The sequence below is a fragment of the Candidatus Eremiobacterota bacterium genome (genome assembly GCA_031082125.1).
Lineage (GTDB): Bacteria > Vulcanimicrobiota > CADAWZ01 > CADAWZ01 > Ess09-12 > Ess09-12.
Genome location: JAVHLM010000003.1, coordinates 170,208 through 193,126 on the forward strand (window position 1 = coordinate 170,208; position 22,919 = coordinate 193,126).

At 50.8% G+C, this 22,919-nt stretch carries 14 protein-coding genes; all 14 read right to left on the reverse strand.

The genetic code is table 11. From position 1 onward, the window contains the following. Positions 1-170: 170 nt before the first annotated feature. The 14 genes from RDV48_04830 to RDV48_04895 all read right to left on the reverse strand — a co-directional run bounded on the left by RDV48_04830 (position 171) and on the right by RDV48_04895 (position 22,914). Positions 171-2,396 carry a tetratricopeptide repeat protein gene (locus RDV48_04830; protein ID MDQ7822100.1) on the reverse strand — a complete coding sequence of 742 codons (2,226 nt, stop codon included), beginning with the start codon at positions 2,394-2,396 and terminating at the stop codon, positions 171-173. Between the two features lie 59 nt (positions 2,397-2,455). Next, positions 2,456-3,727, reverse strand: coding sequence for a hypothetical protein (locus tag RDV48_04835; protein ID MDQ7822101.1), 1,272 nt, complete (start codon positions 3,725-3,727; stop codon positions 2,456-2,458). A gap of 147 nt (positions 3,728-3,874) precedes the next feature. After that, positions 3,875-4,231 (reverse strand): hypothetical protein, encoded by a 357-nt coding sequence (locus RDV48_04840; protein MDQ7822102.1) that lies wholly within the window; start codon positions 4,229-4,231, stop codon positions 3,875-3,877. Between the two features lie 29 nt (positions 4,232-4,260). Continuing rightward, entirely contained in the window at positions 4,261-5,145 is an 885-nt protein-coding gene (locus RDV48_04845) for a hypothetical protein (GenBank protein MDQ7822103.1), read from the reverse strand. An 11-nt stretch (positions 5,146-5,156) separates the two neighbouring features. Further along, positions 5,157-6,710, reverse strand: coding sequence for a hypothetical protein (locus RDV48_04850; protein MDQ7822104.1), 1,554 nt, complete (start codon positions 6,708-6,710; stop codon positions 5,157-5,159). Between the two features lie 119 nt (positions 6,711-6,829). After that, a complete protein-coding gene (locus RDV48_04855; protein ID MDQ7822105.1) occupies positions 6,830-10,315 on the reverse strand; it encodes a tetratricopeptide repeat protein in 3,486 nt (1,161 codons plus the stop codon). A gap of 51 nt (positions 10,316-10,366) precedes the next feature. Next, positions 10,367-15,682 (reverse strand): tetratricopeptide repeat protein, encoded by a 5,316-nt coding sequence (locus RDV48_04860; GenBank protein MDQ7822106.1) that lies wholly within the window; start codon positions 15,680-15,682, stop codon positions 10,367-10,369. Between the two features lie 348 nt (positions 15,683-16,030). After that, on the reverse strand, positions 16,031-18,046 hold the full coding sequence (locus RDV48_04865; GenBank protein ID MDQ7822107.1) for a secretin N-terminal domain-containing protein: 2,016 nt from the start codon (positions 18,044-18,046) through the stop codon (positions 16,031-16,033). A gap of 124 nt (positions 18,047-18,170) precedes the next feature. Further along, positions 18,171-19,058 (reverse strand): hypothetical protein, encoded by an 888-nt coding sequence (locus RDV48_04870; GenBank protein ID MDQ7822108.1) that lies wholly within the window; start codon positions 19,056-19,058, stop codon positions 18,171-18,173. Beyond that, complete coding sequence (locus RDV48_04875) at positions 19,055-19,696, reverse strand: hypothetical protein (GenBank protein ID MDQ7822109.1); 642 nt, start codon at positions 19,694-19,696, stop codon at positions 19,055-19,057. Before RDV48_04875 ends, RDV48_04870 begins: the two co-directional genes overlap by 4 nt. A gap of 6 nt (positions 19,697-19,702) precedes the next feature. Beyond that, positions 19,703-20,365 carry a PilN domain-containing protein gene (locus tag RDV48_04880; protein ID MDQ7822110.1) on the reverse strand — a complete coding sequence of 221 codons (663 nt, stop codon included), beginning with the start codon at positions 20,363-20,365 and terminating at the stop codon, positions 19,703-19,705. 54 nt (positions 20,366-20,419) lie between these two features. Continuing rightward, positions 20,420-21,526, reverse strand: a complete 1,107-nt coding sequence (gene pilM, locus RDV48_04885) for a type IV pilus assembly protein PilM (protein MDQ7822111.1) — start codon at positions 21,524-21,526, stop codon at positions 20,420-20,422. A gap of 147 nt (positions 21,527-21,673) precedes the next feature. Continuing rightward, on the reverse strand, positions 21,674-21,880 hold the full coding sequence (locus tag RDV48_04890) for a hypothetical protein (GenBank protein MDQ7822112.1): 207 nt from the start codon (positions 21,878-21,880) through the stop codon (positions 21,674-21,676). A gap of 119 nt (positions 21,881-21,999) precedes the next feature. Continuing rightward, positions 22,000-22,914: a prepilin peptidase gene (locus RDV48_04895; protein ID MDQ7822113.1), complete on the reverse strand. Its 915-nt coding sequence runs from the start codon at positions 22,912-22,914 to the stop codon at positions 22,000-22,002. Positions 22,915-22,919: the final 5 nt, after the last annotated feature.

Genomic DNA, 22,919 nt, shown 5'->3' on the forward strand with positions numbered 1-22,919 from the left:
CCTCGCCCCCCCCTTTTTCTGAAAGAAACCTTTCATTGATTCCCAGAGGAACTCAGGATGGTGAGCAAAAAGCTGAAGCTGCCTCAGTGGCATTCTTTCTACCCCTTGTGCATGTAAGGTACCTTATCCTTCTGCAGGCAGGGGGCAATATCCTATGAGGTACCGCTTAATTATTTTGGCGGTGCCTTCTGCCTGAGCTCCGGATCAAGCTTCAGGGCTTTGTCGATGTACTCCCCTGCCTTTTTATTCTGTCCCATCTTTTCAAAAGCATATCCCAGAAACAGGTAGGTAAGCGGGAAAGAGGGATCCTTCTCAGATGCAAGGGTCAGGTTGCCTATAGCCTGCAGATTGTCGCCAAGCTGGTAGAAGCCGTAGCCGGCGGCAAAAAGTGCCGATGCATTCTCCTTGTTCAGCTTCAGGGATGTCTCAAGGAGGGCTATGGCCTCCCGGTATTCCTTTTTCTTCAGGTATATATTCGCCAGGCCCAGGTAAGTGTCTGAGAGCTGGAGCTTTGTGGGGTCGCGTCTGAAAAACCAGAAGCGCTCGAGGGTATCGGGGGGAAATCTCTTTATGGCATCACGATAGATTCTTTCAGCTTCATCAAAATTCTTCCGGCTGATGGCACAGGCAGCGCTGTCATTATAGAAGCTCGGGTAGTTAACGGGATCGAGCCTGAGGGCTTTTAAGAAGCAGGCATAGGCCTCATCATAACGGCCTTGCTCCCAGTACACTTTCCCCAGGAAATGATGGAGCACCGCCCTTGCAGGATCAAGCGCCACTGCCCGCTTGAGATGCATTTCCGCCATTCTGAAATATTCCGGAGAGGTCTGGTGCGCCATAGCCTGGGTGAAATAGTGATTTGCCAGGTTCCTCTGCAACTCACTGTCATAGGGGTCAATGGAAGCGGCAAGACGGTAGCATTCAAAAGCCTCCTTCGTCCTGTTCATGGTACGGAGCGTATCGCCAGTCTCGGTATAACGGCGGGCAAAGTACGGCATGACAAGAACAATTGAGCAGATCATGAAAAGAATACAGAAGCCGAACTGGACTGCCATGTGGCGGCTCAGCCCCTTGATGAAAAAATCTCCGTCTCTCTCTCCCTGAAAAGCGGCATGGTGCTCTTCTGCTTTGGAACCTCTTACGACACGCCCCATGCTTGAGGCAAAAAGGGCGACCCACACTGCGGGAATGGCAGGGAAAAACCAGTCAACATCGACAAAATGGTGCAGGAAGCTCCCCAATGCTCCAATACCGATCCCCACATAGGAATAATAAAGAAATGCCCTCTCCTTTATCTCGGCCAGAAGTCTGAGATATCTGCTGAAAAGCGCCCACAAGAGCCAGAGAAAAGAAAGAAAGACTATCCAGCCCATCTCTGAGAGAAACTGAAAATAGAGATTATGGGGGTACTTGGAAAAATGGCGTATGTCGTCTTCATAGAGGGGATAGAATCTCCCGTAGGTCTTGAGTCCTGTTCCCAAGAGAGGGTATTTAAGAGAGATCTTTACCGCTGCTTTCCAGAACTGAAGGCGGGCTTCCCGTGACATGTCTCCTTCCGAGACAAGCTCCACAGCCCGCTGCTTCAGTCTCTCCTGCACGGCAACCTGGTTTTTGCCGGGAGCCTTTTCATGAGGAAGAAAATAAGGAATAAAGAACATAAGCAGAGCAAGCGCCGCTGCCCTTAGAGCCACCCTCCTCCTGCTCTGGAACTGCACCTTGCCTAAAAGCGCAAGCAGTACCAGGAATGCCATGCTGACGGCAAGGCTCAGGAGCACTCCCCTTGAGAAGGTGAGTATGATACAGATCCCGAAGGTGAGGCTGCAAAGGCCGTATAGCATGCTCCTCGACATATCAGAAGCGCTCACAAAAAGCGAAAAGGCCAGCGGAAAAAAGAGGAGAAGGAAACCGCCGAAGACATCAATCTGATAAAAGGTGGAATAGAGGCCTCCCATCTCCTTCTGGAGGCCGTATTTAAAAAAGAGGCCTATGCAGCAGACTGCAAAAGCGACCATCATGAGAAAGTGAATAAAAAAATGATAGTACTGCTCAAGGCTCCAGAGATCATAGATGATGACAAAAAGAAGGACATAACAGAGGAGATTCGCCCATTCCAGGATGCTGTCATGGACATAGGAGGAACAGAACGAGGAAATCAGGGAAATGACCATAAAGAGAGCAAGGGGGAGTCTCAGCTCCCTGAAAGGCGGAAGGACCCTGAAGGGGATCAGAAGCCAGAATGAGGCGAAAGCGAGGGTAAAGAACCTGAAGAGGGATTCGGGCCTGGGATGATGACCGCCAAAATCCAGGCAGAGATAGAAAAGAAGCAGGCAAATCCCGATCCTTGGAATCCAGGGAATGGATTTTTCAAAAAAACGCCCGGAGAGCGACAGTACCATCACCTCAAAAAAGAAAATGCGTCAGATGCTTGGAATCGGGCTTTTTTTACTTATTCACGTCAGTCTTCTGCCGGTACATGAGCAAACAGTTCTTCAAGAGTCTCTTTCCCTTTTTCCATGCTGTAGCGCATAGCCCCAAAATTGGCCCCTGCCTTGGCGATAGTGATAAGAATATGTGATGGGCCTGCCGTCCTCACCACCATGAGACCCTGTTCAAACTCAAGGACCCAGTAAATAAAAGCCTTGCCTTTTTCGTCCTGGCGGAACTCGCCTACGGCATCTATGCCGCTTTTCACTATTTGTGCTATCTCATCAACTTCAATCGCCTCATTGTTGATGCTGTCTATTACAAAGCCCTCTCTTGAGAGGGTTATCACCGCAGAGACTCCCTTGGTCTTGATAAGGCTCTGGAGCACAGAATTGACTGAATCCTTGATTTCCTCATAGTATTTCCTCCGGGCCTCGGAGACTCCTCCAGCCTGTGCCCGGAGAGCTTCTTCAAGTTCTTTCTCGTGCTCTAATCTCTCGCGTTCTTCTCTCTCGCGTTCTTCTCTCTCGCGTTCTTCTCTCTCGCGCTCTTCTCTCTCGCGCTCTTCTCTCTCGCGTTCTTCTCTCTCGCGTTCTTCTCTCTCGCGCTCTTCTCTCTCGCGCTCTTCTCTCTCGTGCTCTTCTCTTTCGTGCTCTTCTCTCTCGTGCTCTTCTCTCTCGTGCTCTTCTCTCTCGTGCTCTTCTCTTTCGCGCTCCGCCTCCATTTCGCGCTCATGCTTCTGAGTAAGATGGCTTTCCCATTTTTCTATGTACTGAAAGATCTCCTCAATATTGTGTTTACGCTTGAGAGCCATCTCGAAATGATATTCACAGATAGGATCAGTTTCATCATCCTTTACTGCCTGTTCGAGGTGCTTTATCTCGTCGTCAAGCATCTCTATCTCGAGCTCCCTCTGGCGACGATAAAGTCTCATCTCCTCAAGATCGGGCTCCTGCTCATGGTAAAGCTCGTACTTTTCCTGCACTTCATGAGGAGGAGGCAGAATATCAGAGAGCCTGTCATAAAGAATGCGGGCTTCAAGGTTTGAAGGGGCTCTCTCGAGGGCTGTCAGGATTTCCCTGTAAGATTCCAGGGGCATGTTCTGGAGCATATATATCCTGGCAAGAGCGAGATGAGCTTCATGGATATCTTCCTTGATGCAGGTTACCTTCTGATATGCCTGAAGCGCTTCAAGCCGCCTCCCGCGCCTCAGGTGATATTCGCCGTAAGCCATCAGGGTTGCGACATCGTCGGGATTATCCGAGAGAAGAGAGCTGATTTTCTCAATCTGCAGCTCCAGCATGAGGAACACCTCCACTATGAGATAAGACAACCCTGTCTGCCAAGCTTCTCCACGGAAAAATTGATTTCCTCCCTTATCACAGCCCGGCCATTCGCAGGGCCTGCGATTCAGCCAGGAGACGCCTGGAGCAGCCTGGAGCAGAAAAGCTTAGTTCGTAAGGCCTTCAATGGCCTTCTTGCTTTTCCGTATCTCCAGCCGGATTCTCCCGAGATTCACCCCCGAAGAGGTGAAAATGGTGAGAATATGCCCCCTGGCCAGTATCACGGAAGTGATACTCAAATCTTCAAACTCGATATAAGACTGGTTCAGACCATCTTTCTGGAATTTAAGCGCCGCCTCGATGCCAATCTGAGTGCTCCTGTGGAGAAGCGGTTCGAGTGGCGCAAACTCATCAAGATTCTCAATTGTCTTGTCCAGTATCGTCCCATCCGGATCGGAGAGGATCGCCCCAAGGACCCCCTCAATTTTACAGAAGTTCTCGAGAATTTCCTTCAATTCAGACATGGTGTTCTCCGCTTTCACATTGCCCTTGCTCACGCAATAGGCCTCACATTGACAAAGTCGCCATCCTTCACGTTCATTTTCTTCATAAGCTGGCCGGCAAGGGAAAGATAACCGCCAAGATGCTTGGCTGCGGAAGTCTTGAGGGTATAAATCTTTCCGTCGGCAGTTTCAACCTCTATGGTAATGGTTGCGGTAGTCTTGATTCCCCATTCCTTCATCAGGTGTTCTTCTATCTTAACCGTGTCGGCAGCCTTGATGAAGCCGCCCATGGTTTTCGCAATGAGCTGCCTCTCTTTCTCGAGTTCTTCCTGCACCGTTCTCTTTTTGAACTCTATCTCATCAGCCTTTTCCGCAAGCACATTTATCCTTGCCCCTTCCTTGAAAATGATATCCAGGAAGGAATTGACGGCGTCAAGGCCGCAGAGTATCTGCCCATATTCATTGGCAAAACTATCGGTGACAATCTTGCCATGATCTATAAGGAGCATATGATCTGCATCCTTGATGATCACCTGGAGAATACCGGTTATATTATCAGCCTCCAGGGCACTGAGAACCTTTTTGAACTCCTTTTTCTTTACCTCATAGTCCTTATACTGGTAATCATAGGCAAAAATAGTGGAGAGAACGCTCACGATCTGGGGAGAGAGCACATAAGAACTCACGGGGACCTCTTTGCTTTTCACTTTATTGATGAGCCGCGCCGACTTGAGGACCTTTATCTTCGGATCCTCAATCTCAAGGGCCCTTATAATTTCTCCGTGAGAAAAGAAAATGACGCCTTCCGTCTTGAAAATCTCCATCAGCACATATCCGGTAAATCCCTGCTGCTCCAGGTTCTGTATCATGGTATTGATATCGGTAAAGGGAAGGGTAATTTTTTCTATGAGGGGATTTCCCTTTGGTAATAGCACCTTGCTTCCTCCTACTCTTCGCTTTTCTCTTTTGCCTTCTTGAGAGCACCCTCTATGGCCAGGAATTTGTCATCCCTTGTCTGAGAAGCGGCATCTTGAGCTTTCTTGGGTGCATCTTCTCCCTTATCTGGCTGGACATCAAGCGAGATGATCTTAGGTGCTTTCTTGACACCAGTAGGCAAACTCTCCGGTTTCGTAGGAGATTTCTGCTCGGGAGCAATATCTTCCTTCTTTTTGTCCACCGCGAGGCCAATGATCTTTTTATCCTTGCCCGCCGGGGGCTTATCGCCAGTTTCCGGCATCTGCGCCGCAAGCGATATCACCTTCTTGAGGGGCTTTTTCGGTGATGGTGCCTCTGCCTCCTGTGCCGCAGCAGGTGTCGGGGCTCTTTCTTCACTTTCCTTTCTCCTGGGCAGCGCCTCGGTCTTCACCTTCTCAGGCTCAGGCTCCGGCTCTTTCTCCGGCGGCTTCTCGGCCGCTTTCTCAGGCTCAGGCTCCGGCTCTTTCTCTGGCGGCGTCTCTGATGCCGCTTCATCAACAGTGCCTGTATCAGCTTTTTCTCTCTCTTCGTCAGCTTCGGTCTTCTCCTGATAAGCCTCTTCCTCTGCAATGGAGAGGGCGGGCGTGGGCTCACTGGGCGACTCTTCAGGAGGGGAAACCTTTTCCTGCAGGAGAGGGGAAGGCTCTCTTTCGGGTGCTGATGGCTCTGGAGGGCTTTCTTCCTCCTCCTGCACTACAGCAGCCTCCACCGGCGGAGCTTTATCCTCCGCCTCACCTTTTGCTTTTGACGGAGCCTCACGCTTACCCTTGTCGCTCTTGAGAAAGACCGACCATGGCTTGTCTTCCTCTTTGGCCACATCGTCCTCAGTCTTGCTTTTCTTGAGAAGAGCCTTCCAGGGGTCATCTTCTTCTGCTTCTTCCTGGTGAGGCGGCGGCTCCTCTTCAACCCTGATCTTCCTTGTCGGTTTGCCCGCATGCCTCTCTTCCGGCTCCTGAGTGGCCTTCTGCATGAGATCCCTCCATCCGCCCTCACCGCCGGGAGGGGCCTCGGCACTCATCACTGCATGTTTCTCCTCTCCCTTCGCCTGAGGCAAAGGGGGCTCCAAAACAGCCGGTTCAGGTGCTGCATCAATATGCACCACACGTTTTGCGGGTTTATCACGGCGTTCTTCATGCACCACCGCCGGTTCACTTACTTCCTGGGCGAACTCTACCACTGCCGGCGGTTCCTGGGCACCATGCTCCACTTCCTTGGTGCGCGAGGAAGAGGCAAATTGCACACTTTCTTCCTTAAGCAGGGCTCTGAAGGGATCGTTCTCGCTGGATTCTTCCTCGACGACACTCACTGTTTCCGTCGCTTCCTCCGAGGAGGCGGCAAGTTTCTTCTTCTGGAACCAGTCAATGAGCTCCCACACCATCAGTACCACGAATATCCCAAGAAACAGCATCATGAGCTGGAAATATTTCGTCTTGATACTTTCCTGAGGGAGAGCAGGCTGGGCACTCCATGCGGGAAGAATTGAGAGAAGAGAGAGGGACACTAGACAGAATAGTTTCCTTATCATATCTTTAAGCCTCGTACCAGTATTATTTTGCGTTCTCAAGCCATTCTTAAGGATTTCACCTGAACGCTGAAGATCACAATTTTAAAACTCCCTTTCCTGCACGGAAGAACGTGGATCTCTCAATCCTCTGAATAAGCCGAGAAGGGAATGACCTTCCCTTCAGAATCGGAGAGAATCTGCGAAAGCTCATTTATCTTCTCTGACACATCCTTGTATCTGATATCGATAGCATAGCACTCCTGGAACATGCCAAGAGCATCCTCAATGGTGCCCATCTCCTGGTAGGTGAGCCCCAGGTTGTACCGGATCTCCTGGAGATCCTCATCAGAGAAATCAAGATCCAGGGCTCTCTGGAACTGCTTGATGGCAAGCCTTGTAAAGCCCTCTTTCTTGAAGGCCTTGCCAAGAAGGGTATGGGCCTCAAGTATATGGGCATGATCCTTTGAGGCCTTCTGGTATTCCATGATTGCCTCTTCCATAAAGCCCATTTCCTCGTAAAAAAGCCCCAGATTTATGTGGGCCATAGCCTCATCATTGCCGACCTGCACCGCTTTCTTATATTCTTCAACGATTCTGGACATGAGACCTTTTGAGACCACCTGCTTGGCAAAATTCACGGCAAGCTCAAGGGCTCCATGCTTGGCATGAATAATAGCGAGCCTCGTCATTCCCTCGTAATGACCGGGTTCCGCCTCTACGATCTTCTCATAAAGGGGCTTGGCTTCCTCAAGGAAGCCGTTGGAAAAGAGGGCTTCAGCCATTCTGAAGATGAAATCCAGGCTCTCAGGCTTCCACTCCTGGATCTGCTGAAAGAGCCCCAGGGCCTGGGCAAGCTCCCTCTGCTTGAGATGGAGCTCAATCATTCCGAAGTAGACCTCAATGACTTCCTGGGTGCTCTGGGCGTTGAGATGAATAGAAGCGATCCGCTCTTTTACCCTCAGCGCCTGGGAGATATTCCCGAGATCCTCGTACTGGTAGGCCATAAAGCCGAGGATTTCCAAGGCTTTGCCCCAGTCATCCTTCCGCTCATACATCTTCTCAATCTGCTCCTGAAGGCAGAGCGCTCCCTCCATCACTCCCTCGTGGAAGAGCTCGCTCACCATCCTCTCAAAGCTCTTTATCCCCTCATCGGCAAGACCTTCCTTGAAATATACCTCCTCCACCATGGTGAAGATTTCCCGTTCGCGGTCGAAATCGCCCTGACGGATCAGCTCCTTTATTATCTCGCTGTATTGGCTGAGGGCATTCTGGACCTGGTTGTCACGGTAGAAAAGACTGGCAATCTTCTCCCGGTAGTCCCAGTAAAGGCTCATGTTGCTCTGAGCCTTCACCAGTTCGGCCATCTTCAGATTCAGCTCGATCACCTTGGAGATCTCACCCTTGTCAAGATAGAGCTGTACCAGTTCCTCCAGAAGTTTCTGGGCTTCTTCAAGATGATTCTGCTCAAGAAAAATCTGGCTCAGGTTCTGGCGAAGCTCAAGGTTGAAAGGCTGAAGGGCGATGATTTCCCTCACCACCTCCTGAGCCTTTTCCACCTCGTTCTCTTTCAGATAGTTCACCATCAGATACTTGTAATGGTCCGTTGCTTCCTCAAAGCGGATCTGCTTGACAAGAATGTCTATGAGGTTCTGGCGGAACGTGATATTTTCGGGCTCAATCTCCAGTATCTCATTGAGAATCAGGGTGGCGGGGATGTCAAGAGACTTGGCAAGATAAAGCTGTGCCAGTTTTGAATACTGCACAAGCGCCTCTCTCACGTTCACACGCTTGTAGAGGGCGCCAAGGCTCCTGTGGGCTATCATGTTCTCAGGCGAGAGATCAAGAATCCTGTTGCACATCCTGATTGCTTCTTCCAGCATCTCCATGCGCAGATATATGTTGAAAACCACCAGATAGCCGTTAATTGCCTTCTCTATGTGTCCTCGGGCCGCCTGCACCTCGCAGAGCCTCTCCCTCAGCTCAATGTTGTCAGGCACAAAAGCGAGTATCTTCCGGTAGATATTTTCCACTTCCCTGTAGTCGGCCTTGCCGAAAAGCATCTCACTGATTTTCTTGGTCTCATCAAGCGCCTGCTCAAGATCGCCCTCTTCCAGGCACTTCTCAAGAAGGATCTTGCGCACATCGGTATTAGTAGGCTCTAGCTCAAGGATTTTCTGATAGGTTTCATAAGCAACGTGCCATTCATCCATTTTGACATGGATGTCGGCTTTTGCAAAGAGGGCCTGCTTGTATCCCGGGGTGTTGCGCAGTATGTTCTCCAGGATTTTAAGAGCGCTGTCAAAATTGCCGTTTTCTTTTTCCTTGATGGCCTCCTGGTAGTAAAGATCGACCTGATCGGGAAACTTTACCACCAGCTCCTTGTTCAACGAGTTGGCTTTTTCCTCATCGCCGCGCTCCCGAAGTATTTTCACCACGTGGAGGTACTGGTCAAGGGCTACCTGGTGCTGACCCTGCCGGTAATAGATCTCCCCCAGGATTTCGTTCGCCTTGAGGTTATTGGGATCAATGTCAAGCATCTTCTGGCATACCGAAAGGCCTTCGACAAGCATCCCCTTCTCCAGGTAAGTCGAGGCAAGGGAGAGAAACTCGGGTATGGCCTCTTCTGAATTGCCATCGTTGAGGAGGAGGCCTATGAGCTTATGGCGGGCCGTGAGGTTGCCGGGATCCATCTTCAGGATCTGCCGGTAGATATCTATAAGCTTTTTCCGCACCTCTACATTGTCGGGATCAATATCATTGAGCCTTTCATAGAGACCTACCACCTTGTCGAGCAGCCCCTCCTCGGTATATATCTGGGCAAGCTTCTTGATGCACTCAACGGCCTTTTCCACCGAGCCCTTCTGGGCATAGATCTCGCTGAGTCTCTGGAGGACTTCCTTGTTGCGGGGCTCAAAATTGAGGATCCTTTCAAAGGCTCTTATGGTGTCAACGAGCTGGTTGTTCTTCATATAGAGCTCGCCGGCGTTCCTGAACCATACAATGGTTCCCTGGGGGGTTCTCCCTCCCCTGATGTAGATCTCGCCGAGCATCTCGTAAGCATAGGCGGCATCGGCGGGAGCAAGCCTGACTACCTCCTGGAACTCCCCCACTGCCTCCTTGTCCATGCCTTTTTTCATGTACGCCTGGCCAAGAGCCATATGGACCTTTGCGTCCTGCGGTGACAATTCATAGCAGGCCCTCAAATACTGGATTGAATCATCAAGATGCCCTTTAGTCTGAAGAATCATGCCCATCTGGTAAAAAATCTCGCCCTTGATATTATTGACCAGATCCTTGAGCTGCTCGCCGGAGCCGCCGCGCTGCCCCATCAAAAAGCTCTTCTTGGCTGCCTGGCCCTCAAGGCCGATGATTTCCTGGTACACCGTGAGGGCATCATCAAGGGCACCCCGTTCCTGACATGCTCTTGCCCAGTTCAGGTATTCCTGGACCGCTATGTCAAATTCACCCTTTTTCATGAAGATGTTTACAATATTCCGGCGCACGTTGCTGTTCTGAGGCTCAAACTGGAGGGCCCTCTGGTACATATCGACGGCCTCGTCCAGCTTGCCCTGGGTGGCAAGCGTATCGCCCTGCTTGACAAACATCTCGAATTCTTTACTTGACATACTAACCTCCCCGCAGCTCGTTCAATAGTCTCCCTTTTCCATCAGAGCCCGCTATCCAGGCTCACGGGGTATAAGACGCGTGACCTTGGAGGGAGCTGACTGCTGCTGCTCCTTGAGATGCTTGATTTTCTGGGCCACATCCTTATAGGTGATATCCACCTTGAAGATATCCTGATATATTGCGAGGGCATCCTGGATTTTATTGGTGCTCTCCAGCAGTATACCGAGGTTGTAGCGGAGCTCCAGCTTGTCCTCATCGCTGAATTTCGGCTCTTCTATGGCCTTTTTCAATGTCTTGATGGCAATGGGCTGCATGCCCGGCTTCATCGCGAAGCAGAGGGCCAGCATGTTTGAAGACTGCAGGTTGTACTCGTCGGCTCTCTTCGTTTTCTGGAACTGCTCTATGGCGTCATCAAGGCGCTTCAGTTCCTTGTAGATAATGCCGAGATAAAACCTTGACTGCACGTCATCCTTGTTTTCCTCCACTTTTTTCCGGTAGCTATCAACGATTTCCTGCCTGAACTGCTCATTGCTCGCATCAAGGGCAATCAGCTTGTCCAGGACCCGCATGGCATCTTCAGGCTTCCCCTCACGGAGCAGCACCTCGACATACTTCTTGGTATTTTCCTTATGGCCCGGATCCATGTCAAAAACTCTCGAGAGCTCCTGAAGCGCTTCCTTCACATTCCCCTTCTTTTCCAGCAGTATTATGGCGAGCTGGTGACGGGTGTCGGTATTCCTCTCGTCGATCTGCAGGGCTTTTTTATAGGTTTTGATGGCTTCATCCCAGTTCTCCATGGTGGTAAGATTCTTGGCGATGGTGAGGACCTCTTTGAGAGCTTTTTCCGAGTTGTCGCTCATCATGTAGAAATGGGCGAGCCTCTCTCTCAATGCGAGATTATAGGGATCGGCCGCAACGAGCTTCTGGTAGAGATCGACGGCCTGTTCAACTTTTTTCTCCTTGAAATAGACGTCTGCAAGAATCTGTGACTCATGCATAGCCTTTTCCACCATATTCTTTTCAAGGTACAGGTTGATGAGCTGGTGACGGGCATCATGATGATCTGGCTTTGCCTTGACTACTTCCTCCAGGATGGGGAGCGCATGTTCCTTCTCGCCGGACTCTATGAAAAGTGCCGCGATGGAATACTGCGTTTCAAGGGTCTTGGACTCATCGCCCATTTTCTTGTACAACGACACAAGCTGCTGATGGGCGTCTACACTTCCCGGCTGAAGCATGACTATCTTCTGCAGGCAGTAGGAAGCATTCTCAATCTGCTCAAGATCCTTGTAACGCTCCGCAAGAGTTGAATATTCCTTCACCGCCTCCTCCACGGTACCGGCCCGTTCATAGGCCTCGGCAAGCTTGAGCTGCACATCAATACCATTGGTAAGATCAAATATCTTCCTGAGCAGATGAACGGATTTCGCCGAGTCCACATTCTCCATGGCGAGCTGGGCAAGCACGTTCAGATGATAAAGGGCGGCTTTTTCTGTCTTCTGCTCCAGGTAGATGTCTATAATCTCCTCACGGGCATCTACATTGTCCTTGTTAAGGGCGAGCACTGCCTGGAAATATTCAATTGAAAGGGGAGTCTCCTTTCTTTCCTTGAAAGTTCTCGCAATGGAGAGCAGCACCGACTCGGCTCTTTCTGTCTTCTGCTGCCAGAGATTTATCGTGGCCAGCTTCTGAAGGTAGTCAATCCTCTGGGGATCCTTCTGGCATAATATCTCGTACTGCTCAAGCGCCTCATCGGTAAGGCCGCAGTTATAATAAAGATCTGCAAGCTCCGTTCTGAGGTCAATGTTCCCGGGGTAATCGGCAAGAATCTTCTGGTAAGTCTCGATTGCGGCAGAATAGTCACCGGCTTCCAGAATATCCCTCAACTTCAATATCATCTCTTCAAGTTTTGACATCTTCGGCTCCTGTACTTCCTGGAAAGGCACCGTGATGCCGGTAATAAGCCCCGGGCCCACCTTCTCTCCAATTGCCTCCTCAACCTGGGCAAAAGGAGGGATGTCGGTGGGAACATGCCATTCACCGGCGGCAGCGCCTGTCTCAAGGGCAGTCTCCACGCCGGAAAACTCTCCCAGCGGCTGATCTGACGGGAAGAGCATATCTTCCTGCGCAGGCGATGCCATTGCGGCACCAGGCAGTCCCCCCAGTTCACCGCCGGGTACCTCAAATGCGCTTTGCTCTGGGCTCAGGAAGCTGTCCTGGGGGAACCCCTCAAGGGGAGCATCCCAGAAGGAGATGGGCTCCTCAACAGACTGGCCTTGACCGGGGCTCCCGAAGAGAGGGCTACTCCCCTCTCCGAAGCCTACCCCTTCATTGTCTGAAGAAAAACCAAGGGAGTTCCTCATTGCCGAGTCCCCTGAAGGGACATCGTAGGTCATCTCAAGAGGCGCAGCGCCGAAAGGTTCTTCACCGAAAGGCATCTCAAAGGCCGAGCCCGGCATGGAGATGTCAATTATCGGATCCTTGGAGAAGGGGCTCACCTCATCAAGCCTTCTTGTGTCCATTACCTTTTCAATGGAGGAATCCTGCGATGCCGGCTGCCACGAGGGAGTGGCAGGGCCCGGCGCCAGTGGCTGCGAAGGCTCTCCAAAGGTATCACCGGGGAAGGTGATTTCCATGTCGCCCATGGGGGGAAGACCGAACATGTCATCTGCAGCAGAAGGAGCCTGAGGCGCTAAGGGCTGAGAAGGCGAAAGGGGCACAGTGGAAAAATCCTCAAGCGTGGAGGAAAAAGGGGTCTCATCAAGGCCCGTTGACAGAGGAGCATCATCACCAAAGTCAAAAAAGCCCATTGACTCTTCCTGGGGAGCTTCCTCGTACGCGGTCGCCTCAAAGCCCTCCATGCCAAAATCACCGGGAGACGAATCCATTGGCGGGGCTATTTCCATTCTTGGCGGGCCCTTCTGGGGAATTACCTCTTCCCATTCATCCTCAAGGCTCTGTGGAGCCCTTTCCACTCCTTTCTCCTTACGCGGCATTATTTCCTGAGCCTCAGGTCTCATAAGAGGCTTTTTCGCACCGGGAGGAGAAAGTGTGGGCTTCCCACCGCCCGCCTTGGAGCGCAGCTGAGGCCTTCCCGGCTCATTCTCCTCTTCACCGCCTTCACCGCTCAGGCGCGGCTTGAAAAGTGAAGTCTTCTCCCTTGAGACAAGGCCTTTCTTTTTCTGTGCACCCAGTCCTCCCTTGGGGATCAATCCTTCTTTGGACCTGGCGGCTTCCTTACGGGAAAACATCGAGCTCTTCCCTGAGAGAAGACTCTCGTCAAAATCCTCCTCGTCGGTAAGGGGTTCCATCACTTTTTCAGGACGGGGCTGCATGAGCTCGGAGGAGACTTTGAATTCCTGCTCCTCGACCCTTCTGGGCATTGCCTGTCCAGGAGTCCTTGCCGCCACCTGGGGCTCCCTTGCGGGAGGCTTCTGTGGTCTGGGAGGCGGTTCTGGGGACGGTGTATCAAAAAAGGTGGAACTGGCTGGCGCGGGGCCGGGAGGCGAAGGCTGTGGCACATCAAAAAAAGGCGAATTCATCACGGGAGCTGCCGGGGCGCTTTTGGACGGAACATCGAAGAAGGGTGATTCCTGGACTGATGCCGTCACTGAGGGCATGTCAAAATATGAGGGCTCTTTTGCCTGAGGCGCCGGTGAAGGTACCGGCATATCAAAGGGAGAGCTCATTGACGGTGGCGGGGCTGAAAGAGGCGATACCTCAAAAAAAGGCGAATCCTGCGGGGCCTTTCCCATGGAAGGAGTATCGAAAAGAGATGCCTCCTTTGCAGGGGCGCCGAAATCCTGAGTGCCAAATCCCGGAGCGTCAAAGAGAGATCCTCCCTTCGGTGCTGTATCCAGCTGAGGCATTTCCAGAGAGGGGGGCTCAAAAAGCGATGCACTCGGCTGTGCTCCCGCCATCGGTGCTGAGGGCATTTCAAGAGGAGGCGGCTCAAAAAAAGGAGTGTCCAGAGAAGGTACCTCAAGGGAAGGCACCTCAAAGGAAGGCGCATCAAGGGAAGGCACGTCAAAGCCCCCCAGATCAGGCACTTCAAGCGAGGGGATCTCCAATGAGGGCCCATCAAGCGAAGGAATCTCCATCGAATGGGTATCAAAAGAGGGCAGCGGAGGCGCTTCCATTCTGGGCGGAGGAGGAGCTGCCTGTACAGGGGCAATTGGCTCGGGCTTAGGAGATTCCGGGGCTGGTTTCGGCTGAAACTGGGGCTTTTCCGGCGGCGGCGGAACCAGTTCCGGCATCTCAGCGGCAACGGGTGGCTCAGCCATGGTGGGTCCCAGTTCCGGAATGGGGGCGACCCTGGGCTGATATGATGAAATCGGCTCGTCTTCCTCGTCGCCTACGAGGGGGGCGCCAAGATTAGTCAATTCCCTGCAGGCCGTCGGATTCGTCGGATCAAGGGTAAGGACCCTCTGATAAATCCTTATTGCTTTCTCCGTCTCATCAATAGACTGGTATATATGGGCTGCCGAGAGGTAATTCTTGATTGATTCAATATGGTTGCCCTGGGCCTGGTGCAGCTCACCAAGCTTTTCCTTTGCCTTTACCTCCTGGGGGTTGATGGAGAGTATCTTGTTGAAGGCAAGAATGGCATCCCTGAACTGGCCCTTGAGCTGGCAGACATTCCCGAGGGCCATAAGGGCTTCCACGTTGTTGAGATCAAGGCGCAGCACGGCCCTGTATTCTGCCTCGGCCTCATTGAATCGGTTGAGGTTCACGTAGATATTGCCGAGGGTAAGGAGGAGCTGCTCATCATCGGAAACGATTACCTTCATTCTGCGGAAGGCTTCTGCCGCTTTTTCCAGATTGTTCTTCTGAAGGTAGGCATTAGCAATTTTCCTGTACTGGGAGGCCGCTTCCTGGATATGGCCATGGGTCATATACATCTCGGCGAGCTCAAGGCCGATGTCCAGATTGTTGGGAGCATATTCCTGGGCGTTCTGGAGCAGCATGATCGACTGATCACTCAGCCCCAGCTCTACATAAAGGCGGGCCAGCTGCAGGGACTGCTTTACCACCTCTGCAATATTGCCCTTCTTCTTGTGGATCATGATGATCTTAAGGCGCGCCTTGTCATTTTCCGGCTGGATCATCTGGATCAGCTGGGCAAATTCAACGGCCTGGTCAAGATCGCCCTTTGCCTCGAGAATGTCCATGAGCTGAAAATACTGGTTTACCACATTGGAAATAAGGCCCCTTATTGAATAGATCCTCGCTATCTTATAGCATGCCTCCTCGTTCTGAGGATCCCTCTGAAGGATCTTGATAAACTTCTCCTGGGCCTGATCCCATTCTGACTGCTCAAATAAAGTATCTGCTTCTCTTAGGAGCGCCTGTAATTCATCGGACACTTCTCCTGCACCACCTTACAAGTTCTATTCTGACTTATTATACATAATAACTACCTCGGGGTAAACCATGCTGCTCCTTATATTTTTGGGATTTTTCCGGGGAGTTCTTCCATTCTCCGCTTCTTGCTGCAAATTTCCCCGCTTTATCAGGTTGCAGATTCGAATTTTTTATCGATATCCATGAGAAAACAAGAGGTTATCGCATTTCATTGCACATTCATGAAGATGATTCGCCTTGGCAGGCTTTTATCCTTTCAGGAACCACTCTCCTTTTGCATGGGAAAGGGTTCCAAGGCAAAAAAAAAGAGCAGGCATTAACCTGCTCTTCTTTGATACGGGATGAGATCGCTATTGAACCATTATCCTCGGGGTGATCATGATAACCACTTCGTTCTTGCTCTTTGAACGGGTCTCGTTCTTGAAGAGCTGCCCGATGATCGGGATATCACCAAGAAGAGGAATACGGTTCTTGGTCACATTCTCGGTCTCTCTCAGCAATCCGCCAAGCACCATCGTATCGCCATCCTTGACTCTCATGTAGACATCGGCAGTCCTGTTTGCCGTGTGAGGATACTGGTTGTTGATGAGGTCAAGCAGGGTGGAGATGTCGGGCTTGATATGAAGGCTCACATTGCCATCGGGAAGTACCGTGGCGGTGATGTTGAGCTTCGTGCCTATATCAACATAGATAACCTGATACTGACCGGCGCGGGGATCATAGTATACCACGGGGTATTTTTCACCGATATGAATCGTGGCTTCTTTGCCGCTGATGGTCGTCACTTTGGGTGCCGCAAGCACCTTGGCTTCTGATGCGTTGATAAGGGCATTGATCTGGACAGACATCTGAAGAGCACTTCTGGTGAAGTAAGTGATCGGGATCACACCACCGGTCGTATAGCTCAGGCCGCTGATTGCGCCTGGACCAGTACCGGTGGGATTGCTCTCAGTGAAGGTGGTGTTCATGAGGACGCCCTGTGTTCCACCGACACCCCATGAGCCGCCGAATGATTTCTGCCCTGTCTCGGTGAGATCAACGACCTTCACATCAAGAGATATCTGCTTAAGATTTGCATCGAGCTCATCGAGATAGTCTTTGCACTGTGAGATTGCTGAATCATCGCCGGTCACAATGATGGCATTGAGCCTTTCATCGTAGTTGTAAGTAAGAGTCGGCACCAGTTTCTGGAGGGTAGCGATGATGTCTCTCGCGACAGCGGCCTTGAGAGGAATGATCTCCGTCTTTGGCGGCGGAGGGGCCGGCACAGCCACATCAAGCTGCGAGGCAAGAGTCTTCATCTGCTTGATGGTGTTGGGATCAGCTGTCACGATAAGGGCATTGAGCCTTGAATCGGGCTGAATCTTTGCATCAGGGTAGTTGCTGGAAAGCACTCCCTGCACATCGCCGGGTTTCGCATTTTCCAGGGGAATGACCTGAGTGGTTTCATCGCCCTTTTTCACCTTCATGATATTTGAAGGTATCTTGTCAAGCACTTTTGAGTCGCCTACGATAAGGGTGCTGTCAACCTTTTTGTAGTCATAACCGCTCATCTTGATGATCAGATTGAGGGCACCTGTGGCAGGCACGTTTTTCAGGGTCATGGTTACTGCGCCGCTTACTGAGGGATCAGTAACAAGGTTCAGGTTGAGCTCCTTCGCAAGGATCTTGAGAACGTAAATCAGGTCAGCATTGACAAAATCCATGGTGACCATTTTCTCTTTGGGAGCCTCTGCCTTTTTCTTTGCCACGGGCTTATATCTGGGAGCCGCGGGCTTGTAGGCGGGCTGTTCATAAGTTTCCCTGGGCTGGGCCTGGGCAGTATGCTTCGGGGTTGCAGCCGGCTTATCAGGCGTCACAGCGGGTTTCGTGACGGGTTCTGTGGGAGCTTCGGTGGCCGTAGTTTTCGCAACGGCTGTCGTTGCTTTCGCCGTGGAAATCATAGCTGTTCCAAGCTCAACAGTGAAACCCCTTCTCCCTGCCGCTGCGATTACTTTGTAATCGGGCTGCGACACGACATTGATGATAACCTTGACTGTTCTTGCCTTATCGGTTGCCTGGATGACTCTTACATCCTCGATCAGGCCGTAGTTCACCGCAATGCTCTTCTTCAGCTTTGATGAGAGCACGGCAGGATAGACTTCCAACACAATTGCCTTGGTCGGAGTCTTTGTCCGGTATGAAGTATAACTTATTGCTTCGTTTGCGTCAACGATAACCTTTATGGTTCCCGTCCTATCCATTACTTTCACACTGTTGACTGTCGCATCAGGCGATGCATATGTCGGTGACACCAGTACCAGTGCGAAGCAAAGGATAAGAAGCCCGAGAATCATGTTCTTCCACCCTTCGTTCCTTTTCAGCATTGTGACTTTTCCACCTCCTGTTGTTGAATCATCATCTGGTTCAAATTTCCACTTTATTTTCAATCTTGCTAAAGTGTCATTTGTGAATTTGAATAGTACTGCTGCGCTTTACTGCGCACTCTGGTTATTTGGTACCACCTCCCGGAGCACCACCCTGAGGAGCGCCGCCACCCTGAGGGGCGCCTCCACCTTGAGGAGCACCACCCTGAGGAGCGCCGCCACCCTGTTGCTGGGGGGGTGCCATCTGAGGAGCGCCGCCACCCTGCGGCTGCGCTGGCCTCTCAGGAGCCGGTAATGTGCTTTTTTGTTGCTCTTGACCCTGTTGGCCCTGACCTGATTTCCCGCCGGCAGTAGGATATGCCGACGACTGCTTTATTTTGATCACAAAATCCTGGCCGGACCATGAAAGGACCACTTTATCTGCGGAAATACTCTTCACGGTATATTCGCCCACTTTTTCACCCTTTGACACCATGAAGCTGGGGCCACCGCTGGTAGAAGAGATGATGGCATAATTCTTGCCGCCTGATACGAAGGTACCGGTAACCTGTACCGGTATATTCTGTTGTACCGGTGCAGCCTGTGCTGGCTTCGTAGTCGGCCCAACGGGTGCAGCAGGGGTAATCTTCACCTGCTGCGTAGGTTTCTGCGTAGGTGCCGCCGTGACATTTGTCACGGGCGTTGTCGGTTGCGCGACCTGGGCACCGCCAAAAGGCAGGAAAGGATCTCTGCGGCCTTTGGTCAGTGAATAAGGGGCTGCATCTGCAGCCTGCTTCGGTGCCTCAGGCGTTGCCAATGCACCGGCTTCTTGAGTCGGTGAGGGCGATGCCTTGGTAATAGTGACGGTGTCCGTGGCTGCAGGAGCACCGGTCGTCTCTGATGTCGATGAGGGCTTCGAACCCTGCTGACAGCCGCTGGAAAATACCACGACACAGGCCAGCAGTACTACCGCGATACCTGTCGCCACTCTTATGATAAGCTTTTTAGTAGTACGGTCACTTGCTGTTCTCATTGCCCACCTCCCTGTCGCAGGTATGCCGTTATCGGTATGGTGATGTTAAGAGGAGGAGATCCGCCTTCCTTGGAGCCACCCGAGGGAGAAAGAGAGATCCTGTTGATTGTGACAAGTCTCTTCAGCTTAAGAGCACCGAGCTGCCTCAGGAAATCGATGACTGTCGCATATCTTCCCGTGAGCTGCATCTGGAATGTTCTTGTCGGGTAGCCCGCAAGAGCTGTAGGTCCTGTATCGGCCTCTTTCTTCGCAGTGCCGCCTACGGTAGTCAGTGCTCCCGGAGTAAGGTTGTTGATAATGAAATCGGGGTCACCCATCCTTGTCCTCTCTTGCTCTACAAGCCTTTCAATATCTGCAATATAGGATGGCACGAACTCTGATTCGGTCTCAGGAGTAAGCTGCTCCTGGATAACAGCCTTGAGTTCTCTTTCAAGCTGCTTCTTCCTCTCTGTTTCCTGAGGAAGGGCCTTTACAAGAGCCTGGTTCTTCTCATACTCTCCCTTTTTATCATTGAGGGTTGTCTCGAGCTGCTTTATTTCAGCAGTTTTCTTCTGCCAGTCCACCAGCCAGAACCCCAGACCAATAAGGATTATAATGAATATCGCCAGTACTATCTTCATTGGTGTTGGTAGTGCCATTGCTCATCAACTCCTTTCCTGGCTCACAAGCTTCACCTTGCCGTTAAAGCCGCTGGGGCCTTTTTCTGCACCCTGGGGATTGGTCTGCTCTGCTGCCTTGGCATCATAGGTCAAATCAATGCCAAATGAATAGCTTGTATAAGTTGTTCCACCCACTGCGGTGGAGCCCCGTCCCGTGCTCGACAAAGTAGAACTTCTGAAATAGCGTGATTTCTGGATTGCTTTCATAAAGCCAGAAATTGATTCGAGGGGCCTGATGCCCGGCATCTCAACTGCAACCCCTGAGAGCGCCACCTTTGCCTGCCCCGGCTCAATTGATATACTGCTTACCCACATATTCTTCGGCAGGAGAAAAGAGAGTTCGTCAAGCAGGTTGCTGTATCTTATCGGATCGTAACGAAGGCTCTTTACGGTGTTTATCTGCGTCTCAATTTCTGCGTTCTCTTTCTTCAATTTCTCGATAATCGGCAACTGCTGCTGGAGGCTCTGAATATCCTGTTCAACCTTGGATATATCTTTTCTCTTATCTTCGATATCTTTTTCCAACTTAACGCCAAAATAGTAAAATACAACCACTGATGCTGCTATGAGCACAATCATGATTGCAATTACCGGATCAAACCCGAACTTCTTGCGTTCAGTTGGCAAAAGATCCACTTTAATTGCCATATAGTCACCTCCTGTTCTTGATTTACCTTGTCAGTCAATGCAAAATTATAATGCCTAACCCATGCTTCTCATTGCAAGTCCTAGGACAACCATCAAAGATGGGGCTAACTCTTGCAGTTCTTCAGGGGTATAGCCCGGAACATTTGAGATATTTATGGATTTCAATGGATTTGCAACCTGACACTGAACTCCCAACTCATTAGAAATATAAGCATCAATATTTTTAAACTTGGCTGTTCCACCTGAAAGAACCACTACATCTACTGATTCGCCTCGGTATCTTGAGCGATAGTAATCGAACGAGCGCTGTATTTCCGTTATCAGCTCTGTCAAAACCGGGATTATCACGTTGAAAATCCTCATCGTTGTAGGTGCTACAGGTGTTGCATCTTTTTCCACCCGTATTACTCCCTTATCCTTTTTGATTTTCTCCGCTTCTTCAAAACTCAGATTCAATGACTGCCCTATCGCTTTGGTAAAACTATTACCGGCTACGAGCACAGTCCTGTTATGCCGCAGAACACCGCCCTTAAAAATATTAATGCTCGTTGACGATGCACCCAAATTTATGAGAGCTATTGTCTGATTAAAGACATCGGGATCAACGCTCATCTGTAATGACCTTACCAGCGCAAAGGGCTCAAGGTCTATGGCCAATGGATTAATGCCGGCAAACCTTATGACATCCTGGGTGTTTTTCACCATCTCATTCGGCGCAGCAACGAGGAGTACCTCCATTGATTTCTCATCACCTTCTATGTCCTTCCGCAATATAGTTCCCTTAATTTGGGCTTCCGCAACTGAGTAGGGTAGATATCTCTCTGCTTCAAACTTAATGGCATGCTGCAGTTCTCGTTCTGTCATCCGTGTCATATTGATCGGCCTTATGACCACAGACTGGCCAGAAACAGCACCAACTACTTTCTGCATATTAAGCTTGTTGTTCATAATCAACTGCTTAACGGTATCACCCAGTGCCCTAGGATCGACAATCGCCCCGTCCTTGATCGTCATTGCAGGTGTCGGCCCGATGACGAGGCTCGTCATTTCAAAGTCTTTCTCTCTCTTGGTGCTTAACTGTACTATCTTTATGGTGTTACACCCCAGATCTAACCCACCAGTTACTCCCTTCCTTGCGAAGAGTTGCTTCAAAAATCCCATCTCTTTTCGTTCACCTCCCTTCTTTAAGTTCTCTCAATGCATTCTTACCAAATTCTGACTTGAAAATTTCTTTCCAAATCCCCCGGAATCCTCATGCCCATCAAGGTTGCATGCAAGCAATACCCTACGAACATTCTATGAAAGATTCTATTGAATTTTGAAAACTCCTTCTTTCATGAAATCACATTTTTTCTTTGCCATGACATACTTTTTTAAGGTGATCATCAAATATTTCATGCCCTGGAGGCCTCCTTCTCCGTTGACCGCAAAAAACACCACCATGAAAGGGATTCTTGCCAGGCGGAATCCAGGATGTGTCCCTTTTGGAAATGTATCATGTACATGGTAGTACATGAGCCGCCTTGAAGTGGTCATCATGATGCTTCAGAAACATCCCGGGGATTGTCATGAGATAAAGCGGGAAGATGACTGGTTCCAGTGCAGCCAGAGAAGCAGCACCAGGGGACTGCGACTCACATTGAAGAGCCAAAGAATAGCATAGACTGAAGCTCGCACACCGCAGCAAGAAGCCTGTCACCCCAGATAAGCGTGATAAAGGCGGCAAGAGCCATGAAGGTGCCGAAAGGCACCGGGTCCTTTTTCTTCTTCATCCTGACGATCAGGAGTGGAACGGCATAGAAAGAGCCGAGAAAGAACGACACCACGAATGCCACCAGGGCCCATTCCCCACCCAGGAACGCTCCAATAAGGCCGGCAAACTTCACATCACCACCGCCCATGGCTTCCTGGCGGAGCAGAAGGGCTCCAAAGAAGGCGATACATGAGAAGGTGAGGTACCCGATGGCTATTCCCGCGAGGGCATCAGCCACATTCCACCCTGCTGCCGACAGACGGGGAGGGTTCTGAAAGAAGGAAGCATAAAGAGCAGCAGCGGTATTGCTTTTATGCACAAAGAAGCTCCCCACGACTCCCGCTATGGTTCCGGGTATGCTCACGCAGTCAAGAATAAGCCAGTGATCAAGGTCAATGAAAAATATCACGATGAGCAGGCCGGTAAAAATGAAATAATAGACATATTCCAGGGTGAAACCGCCATAATACCGGAAAAGAAAGACGCTCAGGCAGGCGGTGAGAAGCTCTATGAGAGGATATCTCCACGATATGTGGCGGTAACAGTAATGGCACTTCGCCCCCAGCATGAGATAGCTCAGGAGCGGGATATTCTGCCACCATAGGATTGGCTGCCCGCAGGAGGGGCATGATGATCCAGGAAAGACAATCGAACGGCTGAGAGGCAGGCGGTAAATGCAGACATTGATAAAGCTTCCCCAGAGGCTTCCCCATAAAAATATGAACAGAAGGCTCAAAGGCGAGTCTGGTGAGCACCAGAGAGCTCTCATATTATCGAATACGCTGCCATCCATCATACCAA